The sequence below is a fragment of the Nesterenkonia sp. E16_10 genome, from assembly GCF_017347085.1.
GTDB lineage: Bacteria > Actinomycetota > Actinomycetes > Actinomycetales > Micrococcaceae > Nesterenkonia.
The window spans coordinates 305,834-328,782 of sequence record NZ_JADPSA010000029.1; the positions used below are offsets into that span (position 1 = coordinate 305,834).

The window sequence follows — 22,949 nt, forward strand, 5'->3', positions numbered from 1 at the left end:
ATCAGTCGAGGATCTCGCCGGTGAGCTCATAGTGGGAGATCTTCCCGATCCGGCGGGCGTGGCGCTCATCCCCGGTGAACTCGGCACCCAGGAAGGCCTCCACGATCCCAGTGGCCTCCGCGAGGCTGTGCTGACGACCGCCGAGGGCGACGACGTTGGCGTCGTTGTGCTCCCGGGCGAGGACCGCGGTGTCGTGGTTCCAGGCCAGCGCGGCCCGGACCCCGGTGACCTTGTTCGCCGCGATCTGCTCGCCGTTGCCGGACCCGCCCAGCACGATCCCCAGCGCACGCCGTCCCGCACCCTGGGCGGCGACCACCGCCTCGGCGGCACGGATGCAGAACGCGGGGTAGTCATCCAGCGCGTCGTATTCCCGCGGTCCGTGATCGATGAGGGTATGGCCGAGGCCGCGCAGATGATCCACCAGGTGGGCCGAGAGCTCCATCCCGGCGTGATCGGTGGCGATGTGGACTTCCATGCTGTCTACCATGATCTCTTCTCAGACCTTTCGGGACGAGGGCGCGGGTGGCCCGAGGGCCGGGTCAATCCTACGCCGCGCGGGGAGGTGTCGGCGCTGGCGGCCGGGCAGCGCGGCCGACGGGAACAGGGGCTGAGCGAGTATCGTTGCACCCTGCACCGCGCAACAGGAGGAACATGTCCGAGAAAGAGTCCCAGCCCGCCCGCGAGCTTCCGAAGTTCTCGAACCGCCTGGGGGCACCGATCGCCACCGTGCGTCCGGTCGGCAAGCCTCCCTCGCAGGTCTCGGGCCTGCCCGGCCGCCCCGCCGCAGACCAGTCCGTCCAGCCAGGCGATGCACGGCCGAGCCCGGCCGAGGGAATCCCGCTGAGCCCCGCGCTCCCCCATCCCGGGCAGTCGGGCGCCGAGCAGTCCGGCGCCGAGCAGCAGAGCTTCTACGACGCCGTCGGAGGCCGCAAGACCTTCGAGACCATCGTCGAGGTCTTCTACGCGCATGTGGCCGAGGATGAGGACTTCCGGGAGATGTACCCGGAGGCGGACTTGGAACCTGCCAAGGAGCGCCTGCTGACGTTCCTGGAGCAGTACTGGGGCGGACCGCGCACCTACCAGGAGCAGCGCGGGCACCCCCGGCTCCGGATGCGGCACATGCCCTTCGCCGTGGACGCGCAGGCCCGGGACAAGTGGCTGAGGTTCATGCGCGCCGGAGTCGACGCCGCGGAGCTCTCCCCGCTGCACGATCAGATCCTCTGGGACTACCTGGAGCGCGCCGCGCACTCGATGGTCAACAGCTGAGCCGGAGCGGGTCACCCCGCTTCAGCGTGAGACATCGTCCGGGCCGGGCCTGAGGGCGCGCGGCTCAGAGACTCGGCTCCCGGGTGCTGCGGCACAGGATGTGGCCGCCCTGCGAGCTGAGCCGGACCCAGCGGCCCCGACGGTGGATCGCGGTGGAGCCGCCGGCGCCCTCGGAGGCGAGGAAGTTCAGCGCGTGGGCCCCGAAGGCCGCGCCCGCCGGGATGGCGGCCTCGCTCAACGTCTGCGTCTGGGCTTGTTGCCCAGCGTCGGCTGAAGCATCGGTCTCCAGATCCCGGCCCCAGACCTGCTCCCGAACCTGCTCGACGACGGCGGCGCCCGCGGTGGTCGGCACCGCTTCGGTGATCTGGGCGATGCCTGATGCGGCCTGGGATCGCAGCTGGTCATCGGGAACGCTTCCCAGCGGCTCCCACCCCGAGCGTGGTGGCGTCACGGCCGCCCAGGGCACGCTGAGCCGGCTCGGCGGCAGCGAGAGCTCGGTCTCGGCCGGGTTCATCCGGGCGATGCGCTCGCTGATCGAGCTGAGCTCCGCGGTGACATCGGCCCGGGACTCCTCGGCCAGGGCGACGGTGCGCAGTCCCAGCACCGCCGGCAATTGACTGGTCAGCGATCCCGGGGTCATCACCGGCACCCAGGCGGCGAGCACCCGGCCCACGGCCTGGAGCCGGATCCCCTGTTCCTGGATCCGCCGGGCTCGTTTGATGTAGGTGGAGAGGTCCTGGAGCGAGACGGCTTCAGCGAATCGCAGCGAGTCAGTCATGGCGCTCATTCTTCCAGAGCAGAGCGCACCTCAGCGACCAGCACCTCCATATAGCGCCGCGCCTCGCGGGGGTCCTGGTCCGCGATCGCTCGGGCCACGCCGTCGTGGGCGTCCAGCGCCTCGGGCATCGGTCGGGTCGGCATCAGGCCATGCTTGGTGCGTCCGGTGAGGACCTCGGCGACGACGTCGGCCAGGGCCGCGAACATCGAGTTCCCGCCCGCTTCGAGCATCAGCCGGTGAAAGGCGATGTCCGCCGTGATGAACTCCGTGAGCTGTTCGGACTCCCCCAGCCGGCGCATGGTGGCGGCCAGATCCAGCATCTGATGCGCCTGGACCTCGGTCCTTCGTGCAGCCGCCAGCGCGGCGGCCTCGGTCTCGACGGCGATGCGCAGCTGGGTCAGCTCGAAGAACGCGCCGCGCGCGTCGGCTGAGGCCAGGCGCCAGGCGATCACCGAGGGCGACATCACGTCCCAGTGCTTCGCGGCGGTCACCACGAGCCCGATGCGTCGCTTGGAGTAGAGCAGACCATGGGACTCCAGGACCTTGACGCTGTCTCGGGCCACGGTGCGCGAGACCCCGAAGCGCTGCTGCAGTGACTCCAGGGTCAGCACGGCCCCAGGTTGATGCACCCCATCGACGATCTCGCGTCCGAGGGTCTCGGAGATCGTGTCACGGCCCACTCGGGCCACGGCAGGGTTCGCCACGGAGTCTCCTTTCGTCGATGCAGAGCCAAACATCACACCTTTAGTCCTTAAAGGTGCTATCTTAATTGACACGTGGTCCCCGTCACAGGGGGCTCGAGAACCAGCCCTCAGCACAAAGGAATTCGATGTCGAATCCCCCCGCACAGCCTAGCCCGGCTGAACCCGCACCCCCTCGTCACCTTGTGGTGATGGGCGTCTCCGGCTCCGGAAAGTCCACGCTGGCAGCCGCGCTTGCGGCAGATCTCGGCCTGCCGATGGCTGAAGCCGATGAGTTCCATCCGCCAGAGAACATCGCGAAGATGGCCTCCCAGACGCCGCTCACCGACGAGGATCGCTGGCCCTGGCTGGAGTCTCTGCGCGATTGGATGTCCACCCAGGCGACCACCGGCAGCGTGATCACCTGCTCGGCGCTGCGGCGCAGCTACCGCGATGTGCTGCGCACGGCCGCCGGACGGGTGGTGTTCCTCCACGTGGATGTCGAGATTCCGCGACTGAACACCCGGCTGGCCCACCGCAGCGGACATTTCATGCCCCCGGCGCTCTTGGAGTCCCAGCTGAGCACCCTGGAAGCCCTCGACCCTGAAGAGGACGGCGTGGTGCTCGCAAATGACACCACGGTCGAGGACCTGCTGGAGTCGGCCCGAGCCTGGCTCCGCAGCAATGTCTGTGCTTCTGACTCCACCGAGGAGCAGAATCCCTCGTGACACCCGAAGCGTGATCCCCTCCCCCGGAACGGGGCAGAAGGGCCGTTAGAGTGGAGGCACCTGACTCCGTCCACGCTCGAAAGGACCTCGCATGCCTGATCGCCGTTATGAGGTGCCCGACGCCGCCGATTCGGTGCAGCAGCTCGTGGACATGCTGCAGCTGAAGCACCTGGATCCCAGCGATGATGAGGCGGCCGCCGGACGCGGCGGGGAGGACCATTTCCTCGGGCCGGTGTTCAAGCAGGCCTATTGGCGGGTCTTCGGCGGGCAGGTGCTCGCCCAGGCCGCGACCGCGGCGATGACCACGGTGGACCCCGACCGGCTGATCCATTCGGTGCACGGCTACTTCCTTCGCCCCGGTGACGCGAGCAAGCCGATCCAGGTCTCGGTGGAGCGGCTGCGCGACGGCGGCTCCTTCTCTGCGCGCCGCAGCCAGGCCTATCAGGACGGGACCCCGATCCTGTCCATGATCGCGTCCTTCCAGCGGCCCTCGGCCGGGGTGTCGCATCAGCGCACGATGCCCGAAGGGGTCCCGGACCCTGAGGATCTGGCGCCTCCCCAGGAGCTGGTCGGCCACGTGAAGCACCCGATCGTGCATGAGTGGGCGCATGGCCGCCCGTTCGACATCCGCCACGTGGACCGTCCGATCTACCTCGAGGCCGACCAGAACCCGCATGCCACCAGCGCGGTATGGCTCAAGACCAAGGCCGCGCTGCCCGATGATCCCAATCTCCACCGGGCCGCGATCCTCTACGCCTCGGACTACACGCTGCTGGAACCGGTGCTGCGCCGGCACGGTCTGTACTGGGCCAAGCCGGAGATGAAGGTCGCCTCGCTGGACCACGCCATGTGGTGGCACCGCGAGGCCCGGGCCGACGAGTGGCTGCTCTATGTCCAGCAGAGCCCGAGCGCGCAGAACGCCCGCGGGCTTGCCCAGGGATCCATCTACAGCCGCAACGGCGCGCTGGTCGCCTCGGTGGCCCAGGAGGGCATGGTGCGGCCTCCGGAGGGTCTGCGCCCGATGCTTTCCGAAAAGATGCAGCAGACCCTGGTCAACAGCTCGCGCGCCACCCGGGCGATCAACAAGAAGTACTCCCAGACCTGGTCCTCGCGCTACCTGGAGACCTGAGCCGCGCGGGTTCAGCGACTCGTGATCAGCGCCACGCTGCGGTATGCCTGCAGCGACGCGGTCGCCGTCGCCTCCCAGGAGTAGGAGCGCGCCAGCGTGGCCGCGGTCGCGCTGTAGCGGCTCCAGGCCCTGCGGTGCAGCACCAGCCAGCGCAGCTGCTCGGCCCACAGCTCAGGGTCCAGGCTGGGGATCAGCCGGCCACTGCGCCGGTGAGTGATCAGCGAGGACAGCCCGCCGACGTCGTGGGCGATCACCGGGGTGCCGCAGGCCATGGCTTCGAGCGCGACCAGCCCGAAGGATTCGCTGAACGAGGGCACCAGGACCGCGTCGCTGCCTCGAAAGAGCTCCGCCAGCTCCTCATGCGGCAGCGGGGGCAGCTCCTGGACCGAATCGGCGACGCCGGCTCGGGCTGCGAGGGTCTGCAGGTCCAGCACGTCGTCCCCGCTCTGGCTGCCGGCGACCACGAGCTGCACCGGCACCTCGGGCATCATCCGGCGCAGCGCGCCGAGGGCCTCCACGGCGACCTGAGGACCCTTATGTGGCTGCAGCCGCCCGGCGAAGGCCAGGCGCAACGCGCGCCCGGCCAGAGGGCCGGAGCGCGGGTCCCTGCCCGCCGGCGGGTGGAAGATCTCCAGGTCCACCCCGGGCCGGACCAGCGCGATAGAGGAGTCGGCGAGGCCGAAGAGCCGTTTCAGGTCGGCGACCTCGCGCTCGGTGTTGGCGGTGACCAGATCCGCGGCGCGGGCGATCTCGGCCTCGGCCAGGCTGCGCCGCGGGCTCGCTGAGGCCGTGGGGTCCAGCTCCTGCTTCACCGCAGCGATCGTGTGCATGGTGTGCACCAGGGGCGCCGAGAGCGCCCGGGCCAGCTGGATCCCGGCCAGCCCGGAGATCCAATAGTGCGAATGGACCGTGGTGACCGGGCTGATGTCGGTGGATTCCAGGCTGCGCAGCGCCCGGGCGGCGAGCATGTCGACGCGTTCGGGCAGCAGTGACTTCTCGGCGCGCGCCTGCTCGCCCACGGCGAGGGTGTGGATCCGCCTGCCGTCGTCGAGGACTGTGACGCTGTCCGTGCCAGCGGAGGTCTCGGCGTCGACGTCGCTGGTGACGATGTCCACGGTGAGACCCGCCTGGGCGAGCGCCGCGCTGAGCGCGTTGACGTAGACGTTGAGCCCTCCGGCGTCCCGGTTCCCGGCCTGCGCCAAGGGTGAGGTGTGCAGGCTGACCATGACCACGCGGGCCGATTCCGGGTCGGTCTGCGAGGCTCGGCAGACCCCCGCAGGGACGCAGTCGGTGGACATGTGGCTCTCCATGACGCCGCGCGGCGGCGCGGCTGAGGGGTGTGGTGGTTCGGTCCTTATGCTACAGCGCGGTCATCGCCGGAGGTATTCCGCGCAGTCGCTCGCCGCCTCGGGGTCCCCGGGGGTCTCCCGGTGGAAGAGCCACAGCCCCTCAGCATCCTCGATGACCGGTTCGAAGCCGAGCCGCTCGGCCCGCTCGAAGGCCTCCTCGGGGCTCAACGGGTTCGAGCCGCCCAGCTCCTCCACGGTGTCGTCGATGATGAGCCAGGTCAGCGCGTCCTCGTCGGTGGTGCCGTGCAGTCCCACCGAGGTGCGGTCCACCAGGTGCGGCACTGCGGTGTCCGCGGCCTCCACGCAGACGTCGTCGGGAACGGCCTCGGTGACCTGCTGATGCGCCAGCGCCCGCTCCCCCATGCTCCAGTTGTCCGCGGTCACGGTGCGCTGCAGCGGAAAGACTCCCGGGAACGCCAGGGTGCCGACCAGTCCGACGGCGATGACGGTGCCGGGCAGGCCGACGGCGAGGGGTTTGAGCCGAGGCCAGCGTGCGATGAGCCGACGGGCGACGTCGAAGCCGGCGAGCAGGAAGATCGGGGCGAGGATCGCGTCGTACTGATAGATCACCGACCAGACGTTTGCTCGGTCGTTGAACAGCCGCGAGAGCAGGATCGGGGCGCCGAGGAGCACATAGGGCGAGGCGAAGGGCAGCAGCAGCAGCGGCAGGAAGTGCAGCGCCCAGAGTCCAACCTTGGTCGGGTGATCGAAGAGGATCACCACGGCGTTCCAGGGCTGGGTGAGCAGGAAGACGATGGCGGCACCAGCGCTGGGCCCCAGTGCGGTGAACTCCCAGTAGCCGAATTCCCCGGCGGCGGAGAAGTGCGGGATCACCAGCTCCACGGCGAACCAGTAGCCGAAGACCCCGAGGGCGGCGGTCACCAGGGCGGGCAGCCAGGCGCGCTTGATCGCGAGGACCATCGCGAGGGCGATGAGGGTGACTCCCATATCCTCGCGCACCAGCAGCAGCGCCGCGCCGAGCCCCACGGCGAGCCACATCCGGCGCCGCTCGATGGCCCAGATCACCCAGGCGATCAGCGGGACGCCGAAGGCGATCTCGTGGAAGTCCCAGTTCACCAGGGCTTGGAAAGGCCAGAAGAGCAGCAGCGCGACGGCGGCCAGCAGGGCCGGAAGGTGGCTGAACCAGCCGCGCACCACCAGATAGACCGGGATCGCCGTGGAGACCAGCAGCGCGATCATGCCGATGTTGAGCACCCGGGGGTCGTCCCAGATCCAATACAGCGGGGCGAAGGCGGCGATGATCGGGTGGAAGTGGTCCCCCAGCAGGTGGAAGTCCTCGCCCTTGATCGGCACGATCGGCGCCTTGAACAGCGAGTATTGGCGCACCGCCTGGTCGAAGATGCCCAGATCGTAGCCCTTGGCCTCGAAGTTGCGGAACCGCAGCAGGGAGTGGGCGAGATACAGCAGAGCGGCCGCCGTCATGACGGCGGCCAGCTGGAGTCTATGCGATATGGACAAGTGCCCCGGGAGGGATTCGAACCCCCGACCGGCGGATTAGAAGGCCGCTGCTCTATCCCCTGAGCTACCGAGGCGTGGACACGCAGAGGCTCAGCATCCTGAGCAGGTCCAGGCAGAGAGTCTACCTGCTTCGCACCGCACCGGTTTTCCCCAGCCTCCCTCCCGTGCCGCCGAGGCGCCGGTCATCCACACACGCCGCACATGACCGCGTCACGCCGGCAGGACCGCGAACACTGGGTGGACCCCGTCTCCGACTGCCACGGCCTGCGGCGGGGCCAGGCACACCGTGCCGTTCCTTGGCGGCCGTGACAGAGATGGAGGAGAGCAATGAGCGAAACGATCACCGTCCGCGGTTTCTTAGGCGGCGAGGTGGAGGAGTTCACCACGCTCCAAGGGCTGCCGATCTCGAACTTCCGGCTCGGCTGCACGCCACGGCGCTTCGACCGCAAGACCGAGCAGTGGGTCAACGGGGAGACGAACTGGTACACCGTCTCGGCCTTCCGCCAGCTCGCGCAGAACGTCAAGAGCAGCCTGCACAAGGGCGACCCGGTGTTGGTCACCGGACGGCTGCGGGTGCGTCAGTGGGAGAACGAGAAGGGTCAGCGCGGGACCTCGGTGGAGATCGACGCCGAGGCCATCGGCTATGACCTCACCTTCGGCTCGGGGTCCTTCACCCGGCTCGGCGGTGCAGGCTCCGGGGAAGACAGCGCGCGCAGCATGACGGAGTCGAACTCGCAGTCCTTCAACGGTGCTTCCAGCTCCGCCGCGGAGTCTGCCTGGGGCACGGAGAATGCTGAGGCCCAGGAGTCGGCCGAGGAGAAGGAGGCGGCCCCCTTCTGATCGGCACGACGCCGATCGAGGGGCGATGCTGACCGGGGGACTATGTCGAGCGAGGGGCAGTGTCGAGCGAGGGGCAGTGTCGAGCGAAGGACAGTGTCGAGCGAGGGAGAACATGGGGACATGACTCGGCCCGCCCGCGGTCACCGAGGTGGTGAGAGCGGGCGGGCCGGGTCAGCCTCGCAGGTTCCTCTGCGGGTTGATCGAGCAGATCAGTCGGTGACTGGGCTTCTGGATCAGTCGCGGGTGAGCCTGCGGTGGGTCACGCGGTGCGGACGGGCCGCATCGGCGCCGAGTCGCTCCACCTTGTTCTGCTCGTAGGACTCGAAGTTGCCCTCGAACCAGTACCAGTCGGCAGGCTTCTCGTCGGTGCCCTCCCAGGCCAGGATGTGGGTCGCCACTCGGTCCAGGAACCAACGGTCGTGCGAGATAACCACGGCGCAGCCGGGGAAGTCCAGCAGAGCGTTCTCCAGGGAACCGAGGGTCTCCACGTCGAGGTCGTTCGTGGGCTCATCGAGCAGCAACAGGTTACCGCCCTGCTTCAGCGTCAGAGCCAGGTTCAGACGGTTGCGCTCACCGCCGGAGAGCACACCTGCCTTCTTCTGCTGGTCCGGGCCCTTGAAGCCGAAGGCCGAGACATAGGCGCGCGAGGACATCTCGACGGCACCCACGTGGATGAAGTCCAGCCCATCGGAGACGACCTCCCAGAGGCTCTTCTCCGAATCGATGCCGGCGCGCGACTGGTCGACGTAGGAGAGCTTCACGGAGTCGCCCACGGCGAGCTTGCCGCCGTCGAGCTCTTCCATGCCCACGATGGTCTTGAACAGCGTGGACTTGCCGACACCGTTGGGACCGATGACCCCGACGATGCCGTTGCGCGGCAGCGAGAAGGAGAGCCCTTCGATGAGCTGGCGGTCGCCGAAGCCCTTCTGAAGGTTCTCGGCCTCGATGACCTGGGTGCCCAGGCGCGGGCCCGGCGGGATCTGGATCTCGTCCATGTCGAGCTTCTTGGTGCGCTCGGCCTCGGCGGCCATCTCCTCGTAGCGGTTCAGACGGGCCTTGGACTTGGTCTGGCGCCCCTTGGCGTTGGAGCGCACCCACTCCAGCTCGTCGGAGAGTCGCTTGGCCATCTTGACGTCTTTCTTGCCCTGAACCTTCAGGCGGGCCTGCTTCTTCTCCAGGTAGGTGGAGTAGTTGCCCTCGTAGGGGTATAGCCGACCGCGGTCGACCTCACAGATCCACTGGGCGACGTGGTCGAGGAAGTAGCGATCGTGCGTCACGGCCAGCACGGCGCCCTCGTAGGCGGCCAGGTGCTGCTCGAGCCAGAGCACGGACTCGGCGTCGAGGTGGTTCGTGGGCTCATCGAGCAGCAGCAGGTCCGGCTTGGAGAGCAGCAGCTTGCACAGTGCCACGCGGCGGCGCTCACCGCCGGAGAGCACGCTGACGTCCGCCTCGGGTGGCGGGCAGCGCAGCGCGTCCATGGCCTGCTCCAGCTGGGAGTCGAGGTCCCAGGCGTTGGCGGCGTCGATAGCCTCCTGCAGGGTGCCCATCTCGGCCATCAGAGCGTCGAAGTCCGCGTCGGGGTTGGACATCTCCTCGGAGATCTGGTTGAACCGCTGCAGCTGCTGGTAGATCTCGCCGACGCCCTCTTGGACGTTGCCGAGCACGGTCTTGTCCTCGTTGAGCGCGGGCTCCTGCATCAGGATGCCCACGGAGTATCCCGGGGAGAGACGTGCCTCGCCATTGGAGGGCTCATCGAGGCCCGCCATGATCTTGAGGATGGTGGACTTGCCCGAACCGTTGGGTCCGACCACGCCGATCTTGGCACCGGGGTAGAAGGACATGGTGACGTCATCGAGGATGACCTTGTCGCCCACTTTTTTGCGGGCGCTGATCATGGTGTAAATAAACTCTGCCATGCTCCCCAGGCTAGTCGGCGGGGCAGAGAATCTGCTAATGACCCGCTGGGGCGGCCAGCTTGGCAGGGACGGCGCGACTCAGTCGATCAGGTCCAGCTGATGCGGAGTCCTCGCGGTGGCCGGGCGCAGCTCCACCCGCCACTGCTGGGAGGCCAGCTCGGCGACGTCGTCAATGGTTTCAGGCGCTGCGCCCTCGGCGCGCAGCAGCATCCCCGCGAGCAGTCCGCGGGCGTGCTTGGCGAAGTGCGTGACCACCTTCCGCTGCCCGTCACGCTCGGTGAAGCTGTTGACCATCAGGGTCTGTTCCGGTGCCGGGCGGTGGGCTTGGGCGTAGGAGCTGGAGCGGCAGTCCACAACCAGCTGATCCCCGATGTGCTCGGTGAGCGGCTCGGCCAGTGCGGTCTTCCAGAAGCTGCCCAGTCGCCCGGGAGCCGTCTGAGCCCGCGCCGCACCGGGGCCCTGCCCGGTGCCCGGGGCGCTGAGGCGCACGCCCATGGAGAGGCGGTAGGCCGGGATCCGATCGGTGAGTGACGTCACGCCGAAGAGTCCGGAGAAGATCAGCACCTGCCGAGCGGCACGATCCAGCTGCTCGGGGGTCAGGGATGCGGGGTCCAGGGCTTCGAAGAGCACCCCGGTGTAGATCTCGTGCGCCGGCGCTGTGGGGGCGGTGCCGAGCTGGGCGTTGGCGCGCACCTCGGGCATCACGGTCTTGCCCACATTGAGGATCTGCTGCGCGTCTTCCTGCGCACTGACCTGGACCAGCGCCTCCATCACGGTGCTGCGTGCCTGGTCCAGCTCGGGCAGGGTCAGGCTGCGCAGGTCCACCGCGGGTGCACTGGGGTCGGTCGGGGGTGTCTTGCCCTCGGAGGGCGGCAGGAAGATCAGCACCGGGCAAGGCTAGCAAGCCGCCCGGGGACGGATCGCGTCAGCGCTCCTCCGGCCTCGGGTCCGGCAGTGTGCCCGACCTCGGGCCCGGCAGTGTGCCCGGCCTCACCGTCGAACCGGGGGTGGTGGCTGGATCCCGTAGCATGGTGAGCCGGGACGGGTCGGTCAGACCATCGCGGCTCGAGACTGAGGCCCGCCGGAGACGGCGGATAACTGCCTCGGGCCGAGGAAAGTCCGGGCTCCACAGGGCAGGATGGTGGGTAACGCCCACTCGGGGAGACCCGCAGGCCAGTGCCACAGAAAACAGACCGCCCGCGGCGCTCGTCGTCGCAGGTAAGGGTGAAACGGTGGTGTAAGAGACCACCAGCGCCCCAGGTGACTGGGGCGGCTAGGCAAACCCCATCCGGTGCAAGGTCGAACAGGATGTGCTTGAGGGCTGCCCGCCCGAGCATCCGGGTTGACCGCTTGAGGTCCGTGGCAACACGAGGCCCAGATGGATGATGGTCCGCTTCGGTGAGCAATCACCGCGGCGACAGAACCCGGCTTATCGACCGACCCGTCCCCCACCCGCTCCCCCGCGCCCTCGGGCGCCGGGCCAACCGGGTTCGGCTAGACTCACCTACGGACACATCGCGGTGTTCGCCAGAACCGAGCACCCGATGGGTCCACGTAGACAATGACGTCTAGACGAGTGAGGACACGTCCAATAATGACCACTGAAGCAGACGAACAACTGCGCAGCTGGATCGACCGAGAGTCCCAGGCCGAGGCCATGATCCCTCTGCTGGGCAAGCTCTACCGTGAGAATAACGTGGTCACCGGGATCTACGGCCGCCGACTGGTCAACCGGTCCGCCATCGAGATCCTGAAGGCGCACCGCTTCGCCCGCCAGGTCGACGAGACCGAGCTTCCGGTCTCCCAGACCCTGCCCCTGGTGCAGGCGCTGACCACCCTGGATCTCGGTGCCGCGAGCATCGACGTCGCCCGGCTGAACTCCCGCTACCGAGCTTCTGCGTACGCGGCCTCCGAGGACATGGACGGCTTCCTGCGAGAGGAGCTGGCCGAGGTCATCGGCCGCGGCGGCGAGGGCATGATCGAGCCCCGCAACGTGGTGCTCTACGGCTTCGGCAGGATCGGCCGGCTGCTGGCCCGGATCATCGTGGGCAATGCCTCCTCGGCCTCGGGGCTGCGGCTGCGCGCCATCGTGGTGCGCCAGGGCGCCGAGCACGATCTCGCCAAGCGCGCCTCGCTGCTGCGCCGCGATTCGGTCCACGGGCCCTTCGAAGGCTCCATCCGGGTGGACCAGGAGAACCAGGCGATCATCGCCAACGGCACCTTCATCAAGGTCATCTACGCCTCGGACCCCGCAGCGGTGGACTACACCGCCCACGGGATCAGCAATGCGGTGGTGGTGGACAACACCGGCCGCTGGCGCGACGAGGCGGGGCTCAGCCAGCACCTCAAGGCCAAGGGCGTCTCCCGGGTGCTGCTGACCGCGCCGGGCAAGGGGGACCTGAAGAACATCGTCTTCGGGGTCAACCACGAGCAGATCACCGACGAGGACACGATCATCTCCGCGGCGTCCTGCACCACCAACGCGATCACCCCGGTGGCCAAGCTCATGGATGAGGCTTACGGGATCGACCACGGGCACGTGGAGACGGTGCACTCCTACACCAACGACCAGAACCTAATCGATAACTTCCATCCCGGTGAGCGGCGCGGCCGCTCGGCGGCGCTGAACATGGTGATCAGCGAGACCGGTGCCGCGAAGGCGGTGGCCAAGGCGCTGCCCCAGCTTGCTGGGAAGCTCTCCGGCAACGCCATCCGCGTCCCGACACCGGACGTCTCGATGGCAATCCTGAACCTGGAGCTGGAGCGGGAGACCACCAAGGAGGAGCTCAACCGCTTCCTCCGCCGTGAATCCCTGGAGGGCCCGCTGCACAAGCAGGTCGACTACATCGACTCCGCGGAGGTGGTCTCCACCGACTTCGTGGGCACCCGGGCGGCAGGGATCGTGGACGGTCTCGCGACTATCGTCAACGGCAAGCAGGCGATCCTCTACGTCTGGTACGACAACGAGTTCGGCTACTCCGCCCAGGTGGTCCGGGTGCTGGAGCACATGACGGGCAGCGCCCCGGTGAAGTACCCCAAGGTGCAACCGCGCGATGCCTCCCGCCACGGGGCGGCAGAGGTATCTTCGGCCTACGAGACCAGGTCTGCGGTGCCCACGAGCTGAACCGCGGAGACATTCGAGGCTTCACCCAAAGACGACTGCGGCGGCTCCTTCCCTGGAGGCCGGCCGCCGTAGTCGTGCAGGTGCACTGCGGCATACAGGATCCCACCCAGTCGGCAACTCGGGCGCCCGGCAGTGAACCGCTCGTCGACGAGTCTCGCCTGACCGGTCGCGTGCTGAACCCATCAGATAGCACGTGGGTTCCGCATCGCACGTGGGTTCAGAACGGGCCGGCGGAGGTCGTCCAAGACTCCACCGCAGGACCAAGCCAAGACTGACAAGGTAACTGGATCAGCGGCAATCGGGAAACATTTAGCGCCTGGCACGATCAACAGGAAGACCATGTCTCCGGTAGACGCTGACAAAGATATCTTCGTTCACCTTTCGCAGTCTTGACGGCAGGAAGAATCCGTCGATCAAGGCCCATACGCCGAGGCCGCCCAAGGTCAACACCATGGCGATCCCCACGCCCCTTTGGCCCAGGTAGAACCGATGGGCTCCGAAGAGGCCGAGACAAAGCCATAGGACGAAGGCCACCCTCGGAGACCTGGACTCGTTGTCGTAGCGATGCTGTGCACGGGCAATGGCCGCTTGGTCAGGTTGCGAAGGTGTTGTGATATTTTCCCCTCAGAAAGTGAACACCGATAAAGTGTAACTCACAGATGGTACTTATCTATTATTTGTTTGCACTTAATTTTCAAATTTCTGAAAGACTATTTTCGCTGAGCGATCGAAGCTTCTGCCCCATGCGGCGGATTCACGCAATCCTCCGGCGGGAACACCGCGATCTGAGGGAACGTCTAGGTCCAAGTCGACCAGACCCTCCCGAGCTCAACCCGGCGAGGACTCGTGGCACCCAAGAGCAGCCGTGCCGGCGTCATTCATGCGTGCACCACCTGGATCCACTCTGCTTCGAACCCAGACCCGGAGGTTTAGCCCACCGGGCGGATGCGGCTGCGGCTCGGATCCCAGGGAGTCCCAGCCGCGGAGGCGTCCATGGCCTCGTTGCTCAGCGCGTCGGCGTCGCCGTTGTCCTTGCGCGGGATCCACGTGTAGCGAACCTGCATCGGCGGCAGGATGGTGGAGGCCTCTGCCGCAAGGCGCTTCATGTCCTCGTGCTTGATCTTCCAGCGCCCGCTCATCTGCTCCACCACCAGCTTGGAGTCCAGCTTGACCTCTACGAAAGCCTCCGGGTCCAGGTCGCGGGCCAGCCGCAGACCCTCGATGAGCCCGGTGTACTCGGCGACGTTGTTACTCGCCTTCCCCAGCGGGGTGGCCTTGGTGGCGAGGATCTGACCCGCCTCGTTGCGGACCAGGGCGCCGGAGCCGGCGATTCCAGGATTGCCGCGGCTTCCGCCGTCGGCCTCGACGAACAGAGTGGTCATGGCTCACGCACCTTCAGGTCAGTACAGGTCTTGAATCAGGGACGTCGGGAGCCATGGCCGGCTCAGTGTCCGGGTGTCAGCACGAAGTCCCAGGGGTCGGTGTTGATGCCGCTCACGGCAACCTCCACATCGTAGCCGCGATCGGTCAGCGCCTGGTGGAGCGCCTGCGCCGCGGTGGGCAGCCAGAGCCACTCCGAGGCGAAGTGCGAGACATCGATCAGACCCGGGCGTCCCCCCACGGCCGCCTCACGGGCCTCCGAGGCTGGATGGTGGCGCAGATCCGCGGTGAGGAACACGTCGGCCCCCGCCTCGGCAGCGGCGCCCAACAGAGAATCACCAGCACCACCGCACAGCGCCACGCGCTGCACCAACCCGTCCCGGTCACCGGCTACCCGCACACCACCCGCGACAGCAGGCAGCACCGAGAACACCCGGGCGGCGAACTCCCCGAGCGTCATAGGCTCGGGGAGCATGCCGATCCGGCCGAGGCCTTCCTCGACCAGTCCCTCTGCGGAAGGAGCCAGCGGCGCGGTGTCCTCGAGCCCCAGCGCACCGGCGAGGACATCATTGACCCCGCCGATCGCGGAATCCCCATTGGTGTGCGCGGTCAGCAGGGCGCAGCCGGATTCGATCAGCCGGTGGACCATCTCCCCCTTGAACTGCCCCGCCTCCACCGAGGTGACCCCGCGCAGCAGCAGCGGGTGATGGGTGATCAGCAGATCGGTCCCGGAGCTCGCCGCCTCCTCGATGACCGCTCGCACCGGGTCCACCGCGAAGTGGATCCGGCGCACCAGTGCCTCGCGCCGCCCGGTGACCAGCCCGACGGCGTCCCAGGACTCAGCCAGGGAGCGCGGCCAGAGCTCCTCGGCGGCATCGAGCACCTCATCGAGGGTCGGGACCTGGGAGTCGGTGGTGGTCTCATCCGGGCGCGGAGCGGGGCTGGGCGACATGTCTCTTTTCTACAGGCCATAGATCAGGAATACAGTCCGGGACACGAACGGTTGTGCAGGGCATGGACAACTCTCTCAAGACCGTGGTGCTCGCGGCCGGCTGTTTCTGGTGCTTGGATTCCCTCGCACGGCGCCTGCGCGGGGTGCATCACGTGCGCAGCGTCTACACCGGCGGCTCCGGCCCCGCCATCTACGAAGCGGTCGCCTCCGGCGGCACGGGACACGCAGAAGCCGTGGAGATCGGCTACGACCCGAACGTGCTCCCGGACCAGGTGCTCTACAACGTGTTCTTTTCCAGCCACGACCCGACCACGCTGAACCGGCAGGGCTACGACGTCGGCACCCAGTACCGCTCCGCCATGTTCTACACCGACGAGGCCCAGCACGATGAGTTCGCCGCCGCGATCGCCCACGCGCAGAACTCCTTCGACCGGCCCATCGTGACCACCCTGGAACCCCTGGGCCGGGTCTTCGAGGCCGAGGCGGTCCACCAGGACTTCCACGCCCAGCGTCCCGATGTCGGATACTGTCAGGTCATCATCGACCCCAAGGTCGCCAAGCTCCGCAGAGACTATGCTTCATGGTTGAAACCCGAGGAAGAAAGGTCCACACACTGACATGGCCAAGATTCTTGACAACATCACTCAGGCAGTCGGAAACACCCCCCTGGTCCGGCTGAATCGTCTGGGTGCGGACCTTCCGGGCAACATCGCGATGAAGCTGGAGTTCTACTCCCCCGCCAGCTCGATCAAGGACCGCATCGGCGCCGCCATTGTCGACGCCGCCGAAGAGTCCGGGATGCTCAAGCCCGGCGGAACCATCGTGGAGGGCACCTCGGGCAACACCGGGATCGCGCTGGCCATGGTCGGTGCCGCCCGCGGCTACCGGGTGGTGCTGACCATGCCGGAGACCATGTCCACCGAGCGTCGCGTGATGCTGCGTGCCTACGGCGCCGAGATCGTGCTGACCCCCGGAGCCGAAGGCATGCGCGGCGCCGTGGAGCGGGCCAAGGCCATCGTGGCGGACACCGAGAACTCCATCTGGGCCCGGCAGTTCGCTAACGAGGCCAACCCCGCCGCCCACTACCGGACCACCGGCGAAGAGGTCTGGCGCGACACCGACGGAGAGGTCGACATCTTCATCGCCGGCATCGGCACCGGAGGCACCATCACCGGCGCCGGACGCCGACTCAAGGAATACAAGCCCAGCATCCACCTGGTCGCCGTGGAACCCGAGGACTCCCCGATCCTCTCCGGCGGCACCGCAGGTCCGCACAAGATCCAGGGCATCGGGCCGAACTTCATCCCCGACATCCTGGACCAGGAGATCTACGACGAGGTCTACCAGGCCAACCTCGAGAAGGCCGTGAGCTGCGCCCGCGACCTCGGCATCCAGGAGGGCATCCTCGGCGGCATCTCCACCGGAGCCAACGTCGCCGCCGCCCTGGAGCTGGCCTCCCGCGAGGAGAACCGTGACAAGCTCATCGTGACCTTCGCGTGTGACTTCGGAGAGCGCTACATCTCCACGCTGCTCTACGAAGACATCCGCGGCTGATCCGCCCACCAGCCGTGAAGTTCAATCCCTGTGAAAGGTGGGTTCCCCGTTGGGACCTCTGAAGCGTCTGCGCGAGGACATCAAGGCCGCGCGTGAACATGATCCGGCCGCGCGCAGCACCGCGGAGGTGGTGCTGGTCTACTCCGGTCTGCACGCGGTCTGGTCCTACCGGGTCGCCCACAAGATGTGGCAGCGCCGGCCGCTGAAGACCCCGGCCCGGGCGCTGTCCCAGCTGACCCGCGGGCTCACCGGGATCGAGATCCACCCGGGGGCCGAGATCGGGCGTCGGTTCTTCATCGATCACGGCATGGGCGTGGTGATCGGCGAGACCGCCGAGATCGGTGACGACTGCATGCTCTATCAGGGCGTCACCCTGGGCGGACGATCCCTGGAACAGACCAAGCGCCACCCGACCCTGCGCGACGGCGTCGTCGTGGGCGCCGGGGCGAAGGTGATCGGGCCCGTGGAGATCGGCGCCGGCTCAGCCGTGGGCGCCAACGCCGTGGTGGTGAAGTCCTCGCCGCCCAACTCGATCCTCACCGGAGTTCCGGCCAAGGCGCGTCAGCGCGGAGTCGCCGAGCGGAAGCCTCACGTGGATCCGGCGGAGTACGCGTTGGATCCTGCGATCTTCATCTAGAGGCTGTGTGCGCCTAGAGGCCGTGTGCGTCTAGAGGCTGCTCGACTCAAGCCGGTGGCTTCCCGCCAGGCGGCGTATGACCTCGACGGCGGGGTCCTGGGTCGCCGCGGCGAATCCGGTGCCGGCCCAGAGGTTCAGCCCGTGCGGGTCGCAGGCGGCGCCGGCTGCTCGGCGCAGTCCCGCGCTGAGCTGATGCAGTGCCGGGAATCCCGACGGCGCAGACGCGGTCAGCGCCTCGGTGAAGCTGTTGCCCAGCGCCCGCGCCGGCCGACCGGAGAACGCGGTGGTCACGATGGTCTCGGGCACTCCTGGTGGAGCGGCCAGGGCCTGCTGATGGGCCGGATGCGTTCCGCTCTCGGGACAGCGCAGCAGCGCGGTGCCCAGCACTGCGGCCTCCGCACCTGCTTTCAGTGCGGCGCTGACTCCGGCGTCGTCGGCGATCCCGCCGGCGGCCCAGAGCGGCAGTTCGGTGCGGCCCGAGATGGCCTCAAGCAGCTCGAAGAGCTCGATCTCCTCGGGCGGATCCAGCGGAGTCCAGGTCCCGGAGTGACCCCCGGCGGAGGAGCCCTGGACGATCAGCCCGTCGATGCCGGCGGCGGTGGCGCTCACAGCCTCCGCGACGGAGGTCACGGTCTGCAGCACCTTGGCCCCGGTGGCCTGCATCCGCTCGATGTCCTGGGTGGCGGGCAGCCCGAAGGTCAGGCTGATCAGCGGCACCGGGTCCGCCTCGAGCACCTCGAGCTTCTGTTCCCAGAAGTCGTCCCAGGCCTCGCCGGGCGCTGGGGTGACTCCTGGCCCCCCGGTGACTCCCGTGACTCCTGCGAGGCTGCTGATCTCCGGCAGCTCCACATCCGCCGCCCACTCTGCCCCAGCCCGGGCATGATCGCCCAGCCACGCCTGCAGCGCAGCGCGGTGCCCCTCGAGCTCCTCCGGCCGGATCGGGACCGGGTTCGGCACGAAGAGGTTCACGCCGAAGCGCGCCGTGGAGCGCCGCACCTGGGCGATCTGGATGGCCAGGTCTTGGGGGCTCTTGTACCCGGCGGCGAGGAAGCCGACTCCCCCGGCTGCGGCGGCGGCCAGAACGAGCTCAGGACGGCTCGGACCGCCGGCCATCGGGGCGGCCACCACGGGAAGGGTGGCGCCCGATGAGGCCAGCAGACCGGCCGTCCTGGTGCTCATGCGTTCAGCTCCGCACGTTCGGAGTCAGTCCTTGGACCCGAGGGTCAGGCGTCGATCTCGTTGCGGTCCCCGGACCACAGGGTGTGGAAGGTGCCTTCCTTGTCCACGCGCTGGTAGGTGTGCGCGCCGAAGTAGTCGCGCAGTCCCTGGGTCAGCGCAGCGGGGAGCCGGTCCCGGCGCAGGCTGTCGTAGTAGGACAGCGAGGAGGAGAACACCGGTGCGGGCACGCCGTAGGTCGCGGCGGCCGCGACCACGCGGCGCCAGGCCGGGAGGCATTCGTTGATGGCCTCGTTGAACTCCGGAGCCAGCAGCAGGTTCTTCGGCTGCTGGTCGCGGGGGGCGTCGTAGGCCTTCATGATGGTGTCCAGCAGGTCGGCCCGGATGATGCAGCCGGCGCGCCACAGCGAGGCGATGGCCTTGAGGTCCAGCTCCCAGCCGTACTCCTCGCCGGCGGCGACAAGCATGTCCAGGCCCTGGGCGTAGGCGACGAGCTTGGAGGCGTAGAGCGCCTTGCGCACGTCCTCGACGAAGTCTTGACGGTCCTCGGGGCTGCCGTACTTCTCGGTGGCGGAGAGGGTCTCGTCGATGCCGGCGTGGAAGGTGGCGTTGGTGACGGCGCGCAGCTCACGCTGGGAGGAGATCGAGCGGGCGAAGACGGACTCGGCGATCGCGGTGACCGGTGAGCCGACCTCGAGGCCTGAGATCGCGGTCCAGCGGCCGGTGCCCTTCTGGCCGGCGGAGTCCACGACCACGTCCACCAGCGGACGGCCGGTGGTCTCGTCCTCCTGCTCGAGCACCTCGGAGGTGATCTCGATCAGGTAGGAGGCCAGGTCTGTGGTGTTCCACTCGCGGAACACTCCGGCCTGCTCGCGGGGTTCGATGCCGGCCAGGGAGCGCATCAGGTCGAAGGCCTCGCCGATGACCTGCATGTCGGCGTACTCGATGCCGTTGTGGACCATCTTGACGTAGTGGCCGGCGCCGTCGGTGCCGACCCAGGCGCAGCAGGGCTCGCCGTTGTACTTCGCGGAGATCTTCTCCAGCATCGGGCCCAGCGAGTCGTAGGACTCCTTGGAGCCGCCGGGCATGATCGAGGGGCCGTTGAGCGCTCCCTCTTCGCCGCCGGAGACGCCGACCCCGACGAAGTGCAGGTTCTGCGCGCGCAGGCTCTCTTCCCGGCGTCGGGTCTCCTCGTAGAAGGAGTTGCCGCCGTCTATGATGATGTCGCCCTCGTCCAGCAGCGGCACCAGGTCCGCGATCACGGAGTCCACCGGGGCTCCGGCCTGGACCATGATCAGCACGCGACGGGGGCGCTCCAGAGATTCCACGAGCTCGGCCAGAGTCTCGGTGCGCACGAAGTCGCCGTCGCCGCCGTGGGCTGCCAGAAGGGCGTCCGTGCGGGCGACCGAGCGGTTGTGCAGCGCGACCGTGTAGCCGTTGCGCGCCAGGTTGCGAGCCAGATTGGCTCCCATGACGGCCAGGCCGGTCACTCCGATATGGGCACTCATGCATTCTCCTTCGTCGAGGTCAGTCAGACATTCTCACAGCGCAGCATCTTCTCCGTCTGCACGCGCGGACCGCGGTGGCGGGCCGGGATCACCGTGCACACAGCAGCCGCCCTGGAGGTCGGACATGGGATCCCGCCGTCGTGAACCTCGGTGTCCCCGGGGCGAGCACTGCAACTCTACCGCTTCGCCTCGCGCACCGGCCCAGGAGCCCTGAGCCCGCGTGGCCCGCCCGGGCTCAGCGAGGGTCAGCCGTCCGCGGCGTCGCTCAGTCCCCCGCAGCGACGCTCAGTCACCCGCAGCGATGCTCAGTCACCCACGGCGTCGCGGCCGCGCTGCACGATCAGCGGATCGGGCTCCCCGACGATCTCATGGTCCTTGCCCTCGTATTCGAACTGGGCCAGGAAGCACTTCATCGCGTTGAGCCTGGCTCGCTTCTTATCGTTGGACTTGATCGTCATCCACGGCGCGTGGTCGGTGTCGGTGCGCAGGAACATCTCTTCCTTGGCCTCGGTGTAGGCCTCCCAGCGGTCCAGGGACTCCAAGTCCATGGGTGAGAGCTTCCACTGCCGGACCGGATCGATCTGGCGGATCGCGAAGCGGGTGCGCTGCTCCTGCTGGGTCACGGAGAACCAGAACTTGGTCAGGTGGATCCCGGCGTCGACCAGCATCTGCTCAAACTGCGGGGCCTGGCGCATGAAGAGCTCGTACTCCTGATCGGAGGAGAACCCCATCACCCGTTCGACCCCGGCCCGGTTGTACCAGGAGCGGTCGAAGAGCACCATCTCTCCGGCGGTGGGCAGGTGGTCCACATACCGCTGGAAGTACCACTGGCCCAGCTCACGGTCTGAGGGCCGGTTCAGCGCCACCACCCGCGCGGTGCGTGGGTTCAGGTGTTCGGTGAACCGCTTGATGGTGCCGCCCTTGCCGGCGGCGTCGCGGCCCTCGAAGACGATCACGTGCTTGAGCCCGTAGTCCTCGGCCCAGTACTGGAACTTCAGCAGCTCCACCTGCAGGTGATATTTCTCGATCTCGTAGACGTCTCGGGAGAGACGGTTCTCATACGGGTAGTTCTCGTGCCAGGTCTCCACGGCGCGGCCCTGCGGGTCGATCAGGTCCGGGTCAGGGGTATGACCGTCCAAGACCGTGTATCCGCCCTCGCGGAGCTCGTCGATGAACTCACGGAGGTTCTTGCGGGCGGTGCCGTCGACCTGGAAGATCGGGTCATTCATCAGATCAGCCTTTCTCGGGTTGCGGCTGCTGCCAGCTCATCAGATGTCCATGGACACATTGTCGACCGTCTCGGCCCGATCGGGAAGCATCGCGGCCGACTACAGCTGGGTCAGAGCGCGACCTCACCCATCTGCCCGGCGCGGGCGAGCGCGGTGAGCCGGGAGACCGTGCGGTGATACTTCTTCATATACCCGCCAGCCATCATCTCTTCGGTGAAGAGCTGATCGAAGGGCTTCCCGGAGGCCACGATCTTGATGTCCTGATCGTAGAGCCGGTCGGCGAGCACCACGAAGCGCAGCGCCAGCGCCTGGGCCTCGATGGTCTCGACATCTTTGAGCACCAGCACGTCCATATCGGTGACCAGCTGCCGGTAGCGGCTGGGATGGACCCCGGTGATGTGGTTGCAGAGCGCGTCGAAGTCGTCCACCGCGATGCGCGCCTCGGGGTACTGCCGGGTGGCGAAGTCCTCGATCTCCTCGGAGCCCAGCGGCGCGGGCGCCTCGGGAAGCCCACGGTGGCGATAGTCCTCGCCGTCGACCTTGATCACGGTGAACTGATCCGAGAGCACCTGGATCTCGCGCTGGAAGTCCGCGGCGGCGAAGCGTCCCTCGCCCAGCGAGCCGGGAATGGTGTTCGAGGTCGCGGCGAGCTTGACCCCGGCGTCGGCCAGTTCCCGCATCAGCCGGGACATCAGCACGGTGTCCCCCGGGTCGTCGAGCTCGAACTCGTCGATGCAGACCAGCGCGTAGTCACTGAGCACGTCCACGGTGCGGCGGAAGGACAGCGCGCCGACCAGGTTGGTGTATTCCACGAAGGTGCCGAAGGCCCGCTGGCCTTCGACCGAGTGGTAGAGCGAGGCCAGCAGGTGGGTCTTGCCCACTCCGAAGCCGCCGTCGAGGTAGATCCCGGCGGGCACCTTGGGGCGGGCCGGGGCCCGGCCGAAGAGCTTGCCGAGGAAGCCGCCGCCGCCCTGACTCGCGCCCACGCTCGCGGAGAACTCGCGCAGCGCGGTGACCGCCTTCTCCTGGGAGGGGTGCGCGGGGTCCGGGATATAGGAGTCGAAGGAGACCTCGGCGAAACGGAAGGACGGCCGCAGGCCTTCCAACAGCTGACCGACTCCGAGCTGAGGGGTCCGCTGGCTCAGCGGAGTGGCGTTGGACGGCATATGACCACTCTACCCACGACTGCGCGTTTCACCGGCGGATTCCCTATCCTGGAAGGTG

General features: G+C 67.9%; 22 protein-coding genes, 1 tRNA gene and 1 other RNA gene. 9 read left to right on the forward strand and 15 right to left on the reverse strand.

Features of this window, described 5'->3' with window-relative positions:
* Window position 1 precedes the first annotated feature (1 nt).
* Complete coding sequence (locus tag I2487_RS10070; RefSeq protein WP_207171781.1) at window positions 2-475, reverse strand: ribose-5-phosphate isomerase; 474 nt, start codon at window positions 473-475, stop codon at window positions 2-4.
* Window positions 476-840: 365 nt separating this feature from the next.
* Between I2487_RS10070 and I2487_RS10075 the strand changes: the two genes are divergently transcribed.
* Window positions 841-1,266, forward strand: coding sequence for a globin (locus I2487_RS10075; RefSeq protein ID WP_255546252.1), 426 nt, complete (start codon window positions 841-843; stop codon window positions 1,264-1,266).
* Window positions 1,267-1,330: 64 nt separating this feature from the next.
* Here I2487_RS10075 and I2487_RS10080 read toward each other — a convergent pair whose 3' ends face one another.
* Both I2487_RS10080 and I2487_RS10085 read right to left on the reverse strand, forming a co-directional pair.
* Window positions 1,331-2,044 carry a DUF8185 domain-containing protein gene (locus I2487_RS10080; RefSeq protein WP_255546168.1) on the reverse strand — a complete coding sequence of 238 codons (714 nt, stop codon included), beginning with the start codon at window positions 2,042-2,044 and terminating at the stop codon, window positions 1,331-1,333.
* Between the two features lie 5 nt (window positions 2,045-2,049).
* Window positions 2,050-2,748, reverse strand: a complete 699-nt coding sequence (locus I2487_RS10085) for a FadR/GntR family transcriptional regulator (RefSeq protein WP_345941397.1) — start codon at window positions 2,746-2,748, stop codon at window positions 2,050-2,052.
* A gap of 125 nt (window positions 2,749-2,873) precedes the next feature.
* Between I2487_RS10085 and I2487_RS10090 the strand changes: the two genes are divergently transcribed.
* Both I2487_RS10090 and I2487_RS10095 read left to right on the forward strand, forming a co-directional pair.
* Window positions 2,874-3,452, forward strand: coding sequence for a gluconokinase (locus I2487_RS10090; protein ID WP_207171774.1), 579 nt, complete (start codon window positions 2,874-2,876; stop codon window positions 3,450-3,452).
* Between the two features lie 91 nt (window positions 3,453-3,543).
* On the forward strand, window positions 3,544-4,581 hold the full coding sequence (locus tag I2487_RS10095) for an acyl-CoA thioesterase (protein WP_207171773.1): 1,038 nt from the start codon (window positions 3,544-3,546) through the stop codon (window positions 4,579-4,581).
* Window positions 4,582-4,592: 11 nt separating this feature from the next.
* Here the strand turns inward: I2487_RS10095 and I2487_RS10100 are convergent, their stop codons facing one another.
* The 3 genes from I2487_RS10100 to I2487_RS10110 form a co-directional block, all read right to left on the reverse strand.
* Window positions 4,593-5,879 (reverse strand): glycosyltransferase, encoded by a 1,287-nt coding sequence (locus tag I2487_RS10100; RefSeq protein ID WP_207171771.1) that lies wholly within the window; start codon window positions 5,877-5,879, stop codon window positions 4,593-4,595.
* A gap of 72 nt (window positions 5,880-5,951) precedes the next feature.
* Window positions 5,952-7,373, reverse strand: a complete 1,422-nt coding sequence (locus I2487_RS10105) for a DUF2079 domain-containing protein (RefSeq protein ID WP_207171769.1) — start codon at window positions 7,371-7,373, stop codon at window positions 5,952-5,954.
* 37 nt (window positions 7,374-7,410) lie between these two features.
* Window positions 7,411-7,483: transfer RNA gene (locus tag I2487_RS10110), tRNA-Arg, on the reverse strand.
* A 253-nt stretch (window positions 7,484-7,736) separates the two neighbouring features.
* Between I2487_RS10110 and I2487_RS10115 the strand changes: the two genes are divergently transcribed.
* Window positions 7,737-8,249: a single-stranded DNA-binding protein gene (locus tag I2487_RS10115; protein WP_207171767.1), complete on the forward strand. Its 513-nt coding sequence runs from the start codon at window positions 7,737-7,739 to the stop codon at window positions 8,247-8,249.
* Between the two features lie 233 nt (window positions 8,250-8,482).
* Here I2487_RS10115 and ettA read toward each other — a convergent pair whose 3' ends face one another.
* A complete protein-coding gene (ettA, locus tag I2487_RS10120; protein ID WP_207171765.1) occupies window positions 8,483-10,165 on the reverse strand; it encodes an energy-dependent translational throttle protein EttA in 1,683 nt (560 codons plus the stop codon).
* A gap of 78 nt (window positions 10,166-10,243) precedes the next feature.
* On the reverse strand, window positions 10,244-11,053 hold the full coding sequence (locus tag I2487_RS10125; protein ID WP_207171763.1) for a peroxide stress protein YaaA: 810 nt from the start codon (window positions 11,051-11,053) through the stop codon (window positions 10,244-10,246).
* Window positions 11,054-11,207: 154 nt separating this feature from the next.
* Here I2487_RS10125 and rnpB point away from each other — a divergent pair.
* Window positions 11,208-11,613, forward strand: an RNA gene (gene rnpB / locus I2487_RS10130) — RNase P RNA component class A.
* Between the two features lie 146 nt (window positions 11,614-11,759).
* Window positions 11,760-13,289 (forward strand): glyceraldehyde-3-phosphate dehydrogenase, encoded by a 1,530-nt coding sequence (locus tag I2487_RS10135; RefSeq protein WP_207171762.1) that lies wholly within the window; start codon window positions 11,760-11,762, stop codon window positions 13,287-13,289.
* Window positions 13,290-13,598: 309 nt separating this feature from the next.
* Here the strand turns inward: I2487_RS10135 and I2487_RS10140 are convergent, their stop codons facing one another.
* From I2487_RS10140 to I2487_RS10150, 3 genes are all read right to left on the reverse strand, one after another.
* Window positions 13,599-13,823, reverse strand: a complete 225-nt coding sequence (locus tag I2487_RS10140) for a TM2 domain-containing protein (protein ID WP_345941398.1) — start codon at window positions 13,821-13,823, stop codon at window positions 13,599-13,601.
* A 395-nt stretch (window positions 13,824-14,218) separates the two neighbouring features.
* Window positions 14,219-14,671 carry a reverse transcriptase-like protein gene (locus tag I2487_RS10145; RefSeq protein WP_255546170.1) on the reverse strand — a complete coding sequence of 151 codons (453 nt, stop codon included), beginning with the start codon at window positions 14,669-14,671 and terminating at the stop codon, window positions 14,219-14,221.
* A gap of 62 nt (window positions 14,672-14,733) precedes the next feature.
* Window positions 14,734-15,621 carry a Nif3-like dinuclear metal center hexameric protein gene (locus I2487_RS10150; RefSeq protein ID WP_207171761.1) on the reverse strand — a complete coding sequence of 296 codons (888 nt, stop codon included), beginning with the start codon at window positions 15,619-15,621 and terminating at the stop codon, window positions 14,734-14,736.
* A gap of 62 nt (window positions 15,622-15,683) precedes the next feature.
* On the opposite strand from I2487_RS10150, the gene msrA reads away from it, so the two are divergent.
* Genes msrA through epsC form a run of 3 tightly spaced genes read left to right on the forward strand, consistent with a single transcriptional unit; the run spans window position 15,684 to window position 17,812 of the window.
* Window positions 15,684-16,238, forward strand: a complete 555-nt coding sequence (msrA, locus tag I2487_RS10155; protein WP_207171756.1) for a peptide-methionine (S)-S-oxide reductase MsrA — start codon at window positions 15,684-15,686, stop codon at window positions 16,236-16,238.
* Between the two features lies 1 nt (window position 16,239).
* A complete protein-coding gene (gene cysK / locus I2487_RS10160) occupies window positions 16,240-17,175 on the forward strand; it encodes a cysteine synthase A (RefSeq protein WP_207171754.1) in 936 nt (311 codons plus the stop codon).
* Between the two features lie 49 nt (window positions 17,176-17,224).
* Window positions 17,225-17,812 carry a serine O-acetyltransferase EpsC gene (gene epsC / locus I2487_RS10165; RefSeq protein ID WP_207171752.1) on the forward strand — a complete coding sequence of 196 codons (588 nt, stop codon included), beginning with the start codon at window positions 17,225-17,227 and terminating at the stop codon, window positions 17,810-17,812.
* Between the two features lie 30 nt (window positions 17,813-17,842).
* Here the strand turns inward: epsC and I2487_RS10170 are convergent, their stop codons facing one another.
* From I2487_RS10170 to zapE, 4 genes are all read right to left on the reverse strand, one after another.
* A complete protein-coding gene (locus tag I2487_RS10170; protein ID WP_207171749.1) occupies window positions 17,843-18,991 on the reverse strand; it encodes a nitronate monooxygenase in 1,149 nt (382 codons plus the stop codon).
* 44 nt (window positions 18,992-19,035) lie between these two features.
* Entirely contained in the window at window positions 19,036-20,496 is a 1,461-nt protein-coding gene (gene gnd, locus I2487_RS10175; RefSeq protein WP_207171747.1) for an NADP-dependent phosphogluconate dehydrogenase, read from the reverse strand.
* Between the two features lie 305 nt (window positions 20,497-20,801).
* Window positions 20,802-21,725 (reverse strand): polyphosphate kinase 2, encoded by a 924-nt coding sequence (ppk2, locus tag I2487_RS10180; protein ID WP_207171745.1) that lies wholly within the window; start codon window positions 21,723-21,725, stop codon window positions 20,802-20,804.
* 110 nt (window positions 21,726-21,835) lie between these two features.
* The gene (zapE, locus tag I2487_RS10185) at window positions 21,836-22,891 is read right to left on the reverse strand and encodes a cell division protein ZapE (protein ID WP_207171743.1); all 1,056 of its coding nucleotides are present in this window, start codon (window positions 22,889-22,891) and stop codon (window positions 21,836-21,838) included.
* Between the last annotated feature and the right edge of the window lie 58 nt (window positions 22,892-22,949).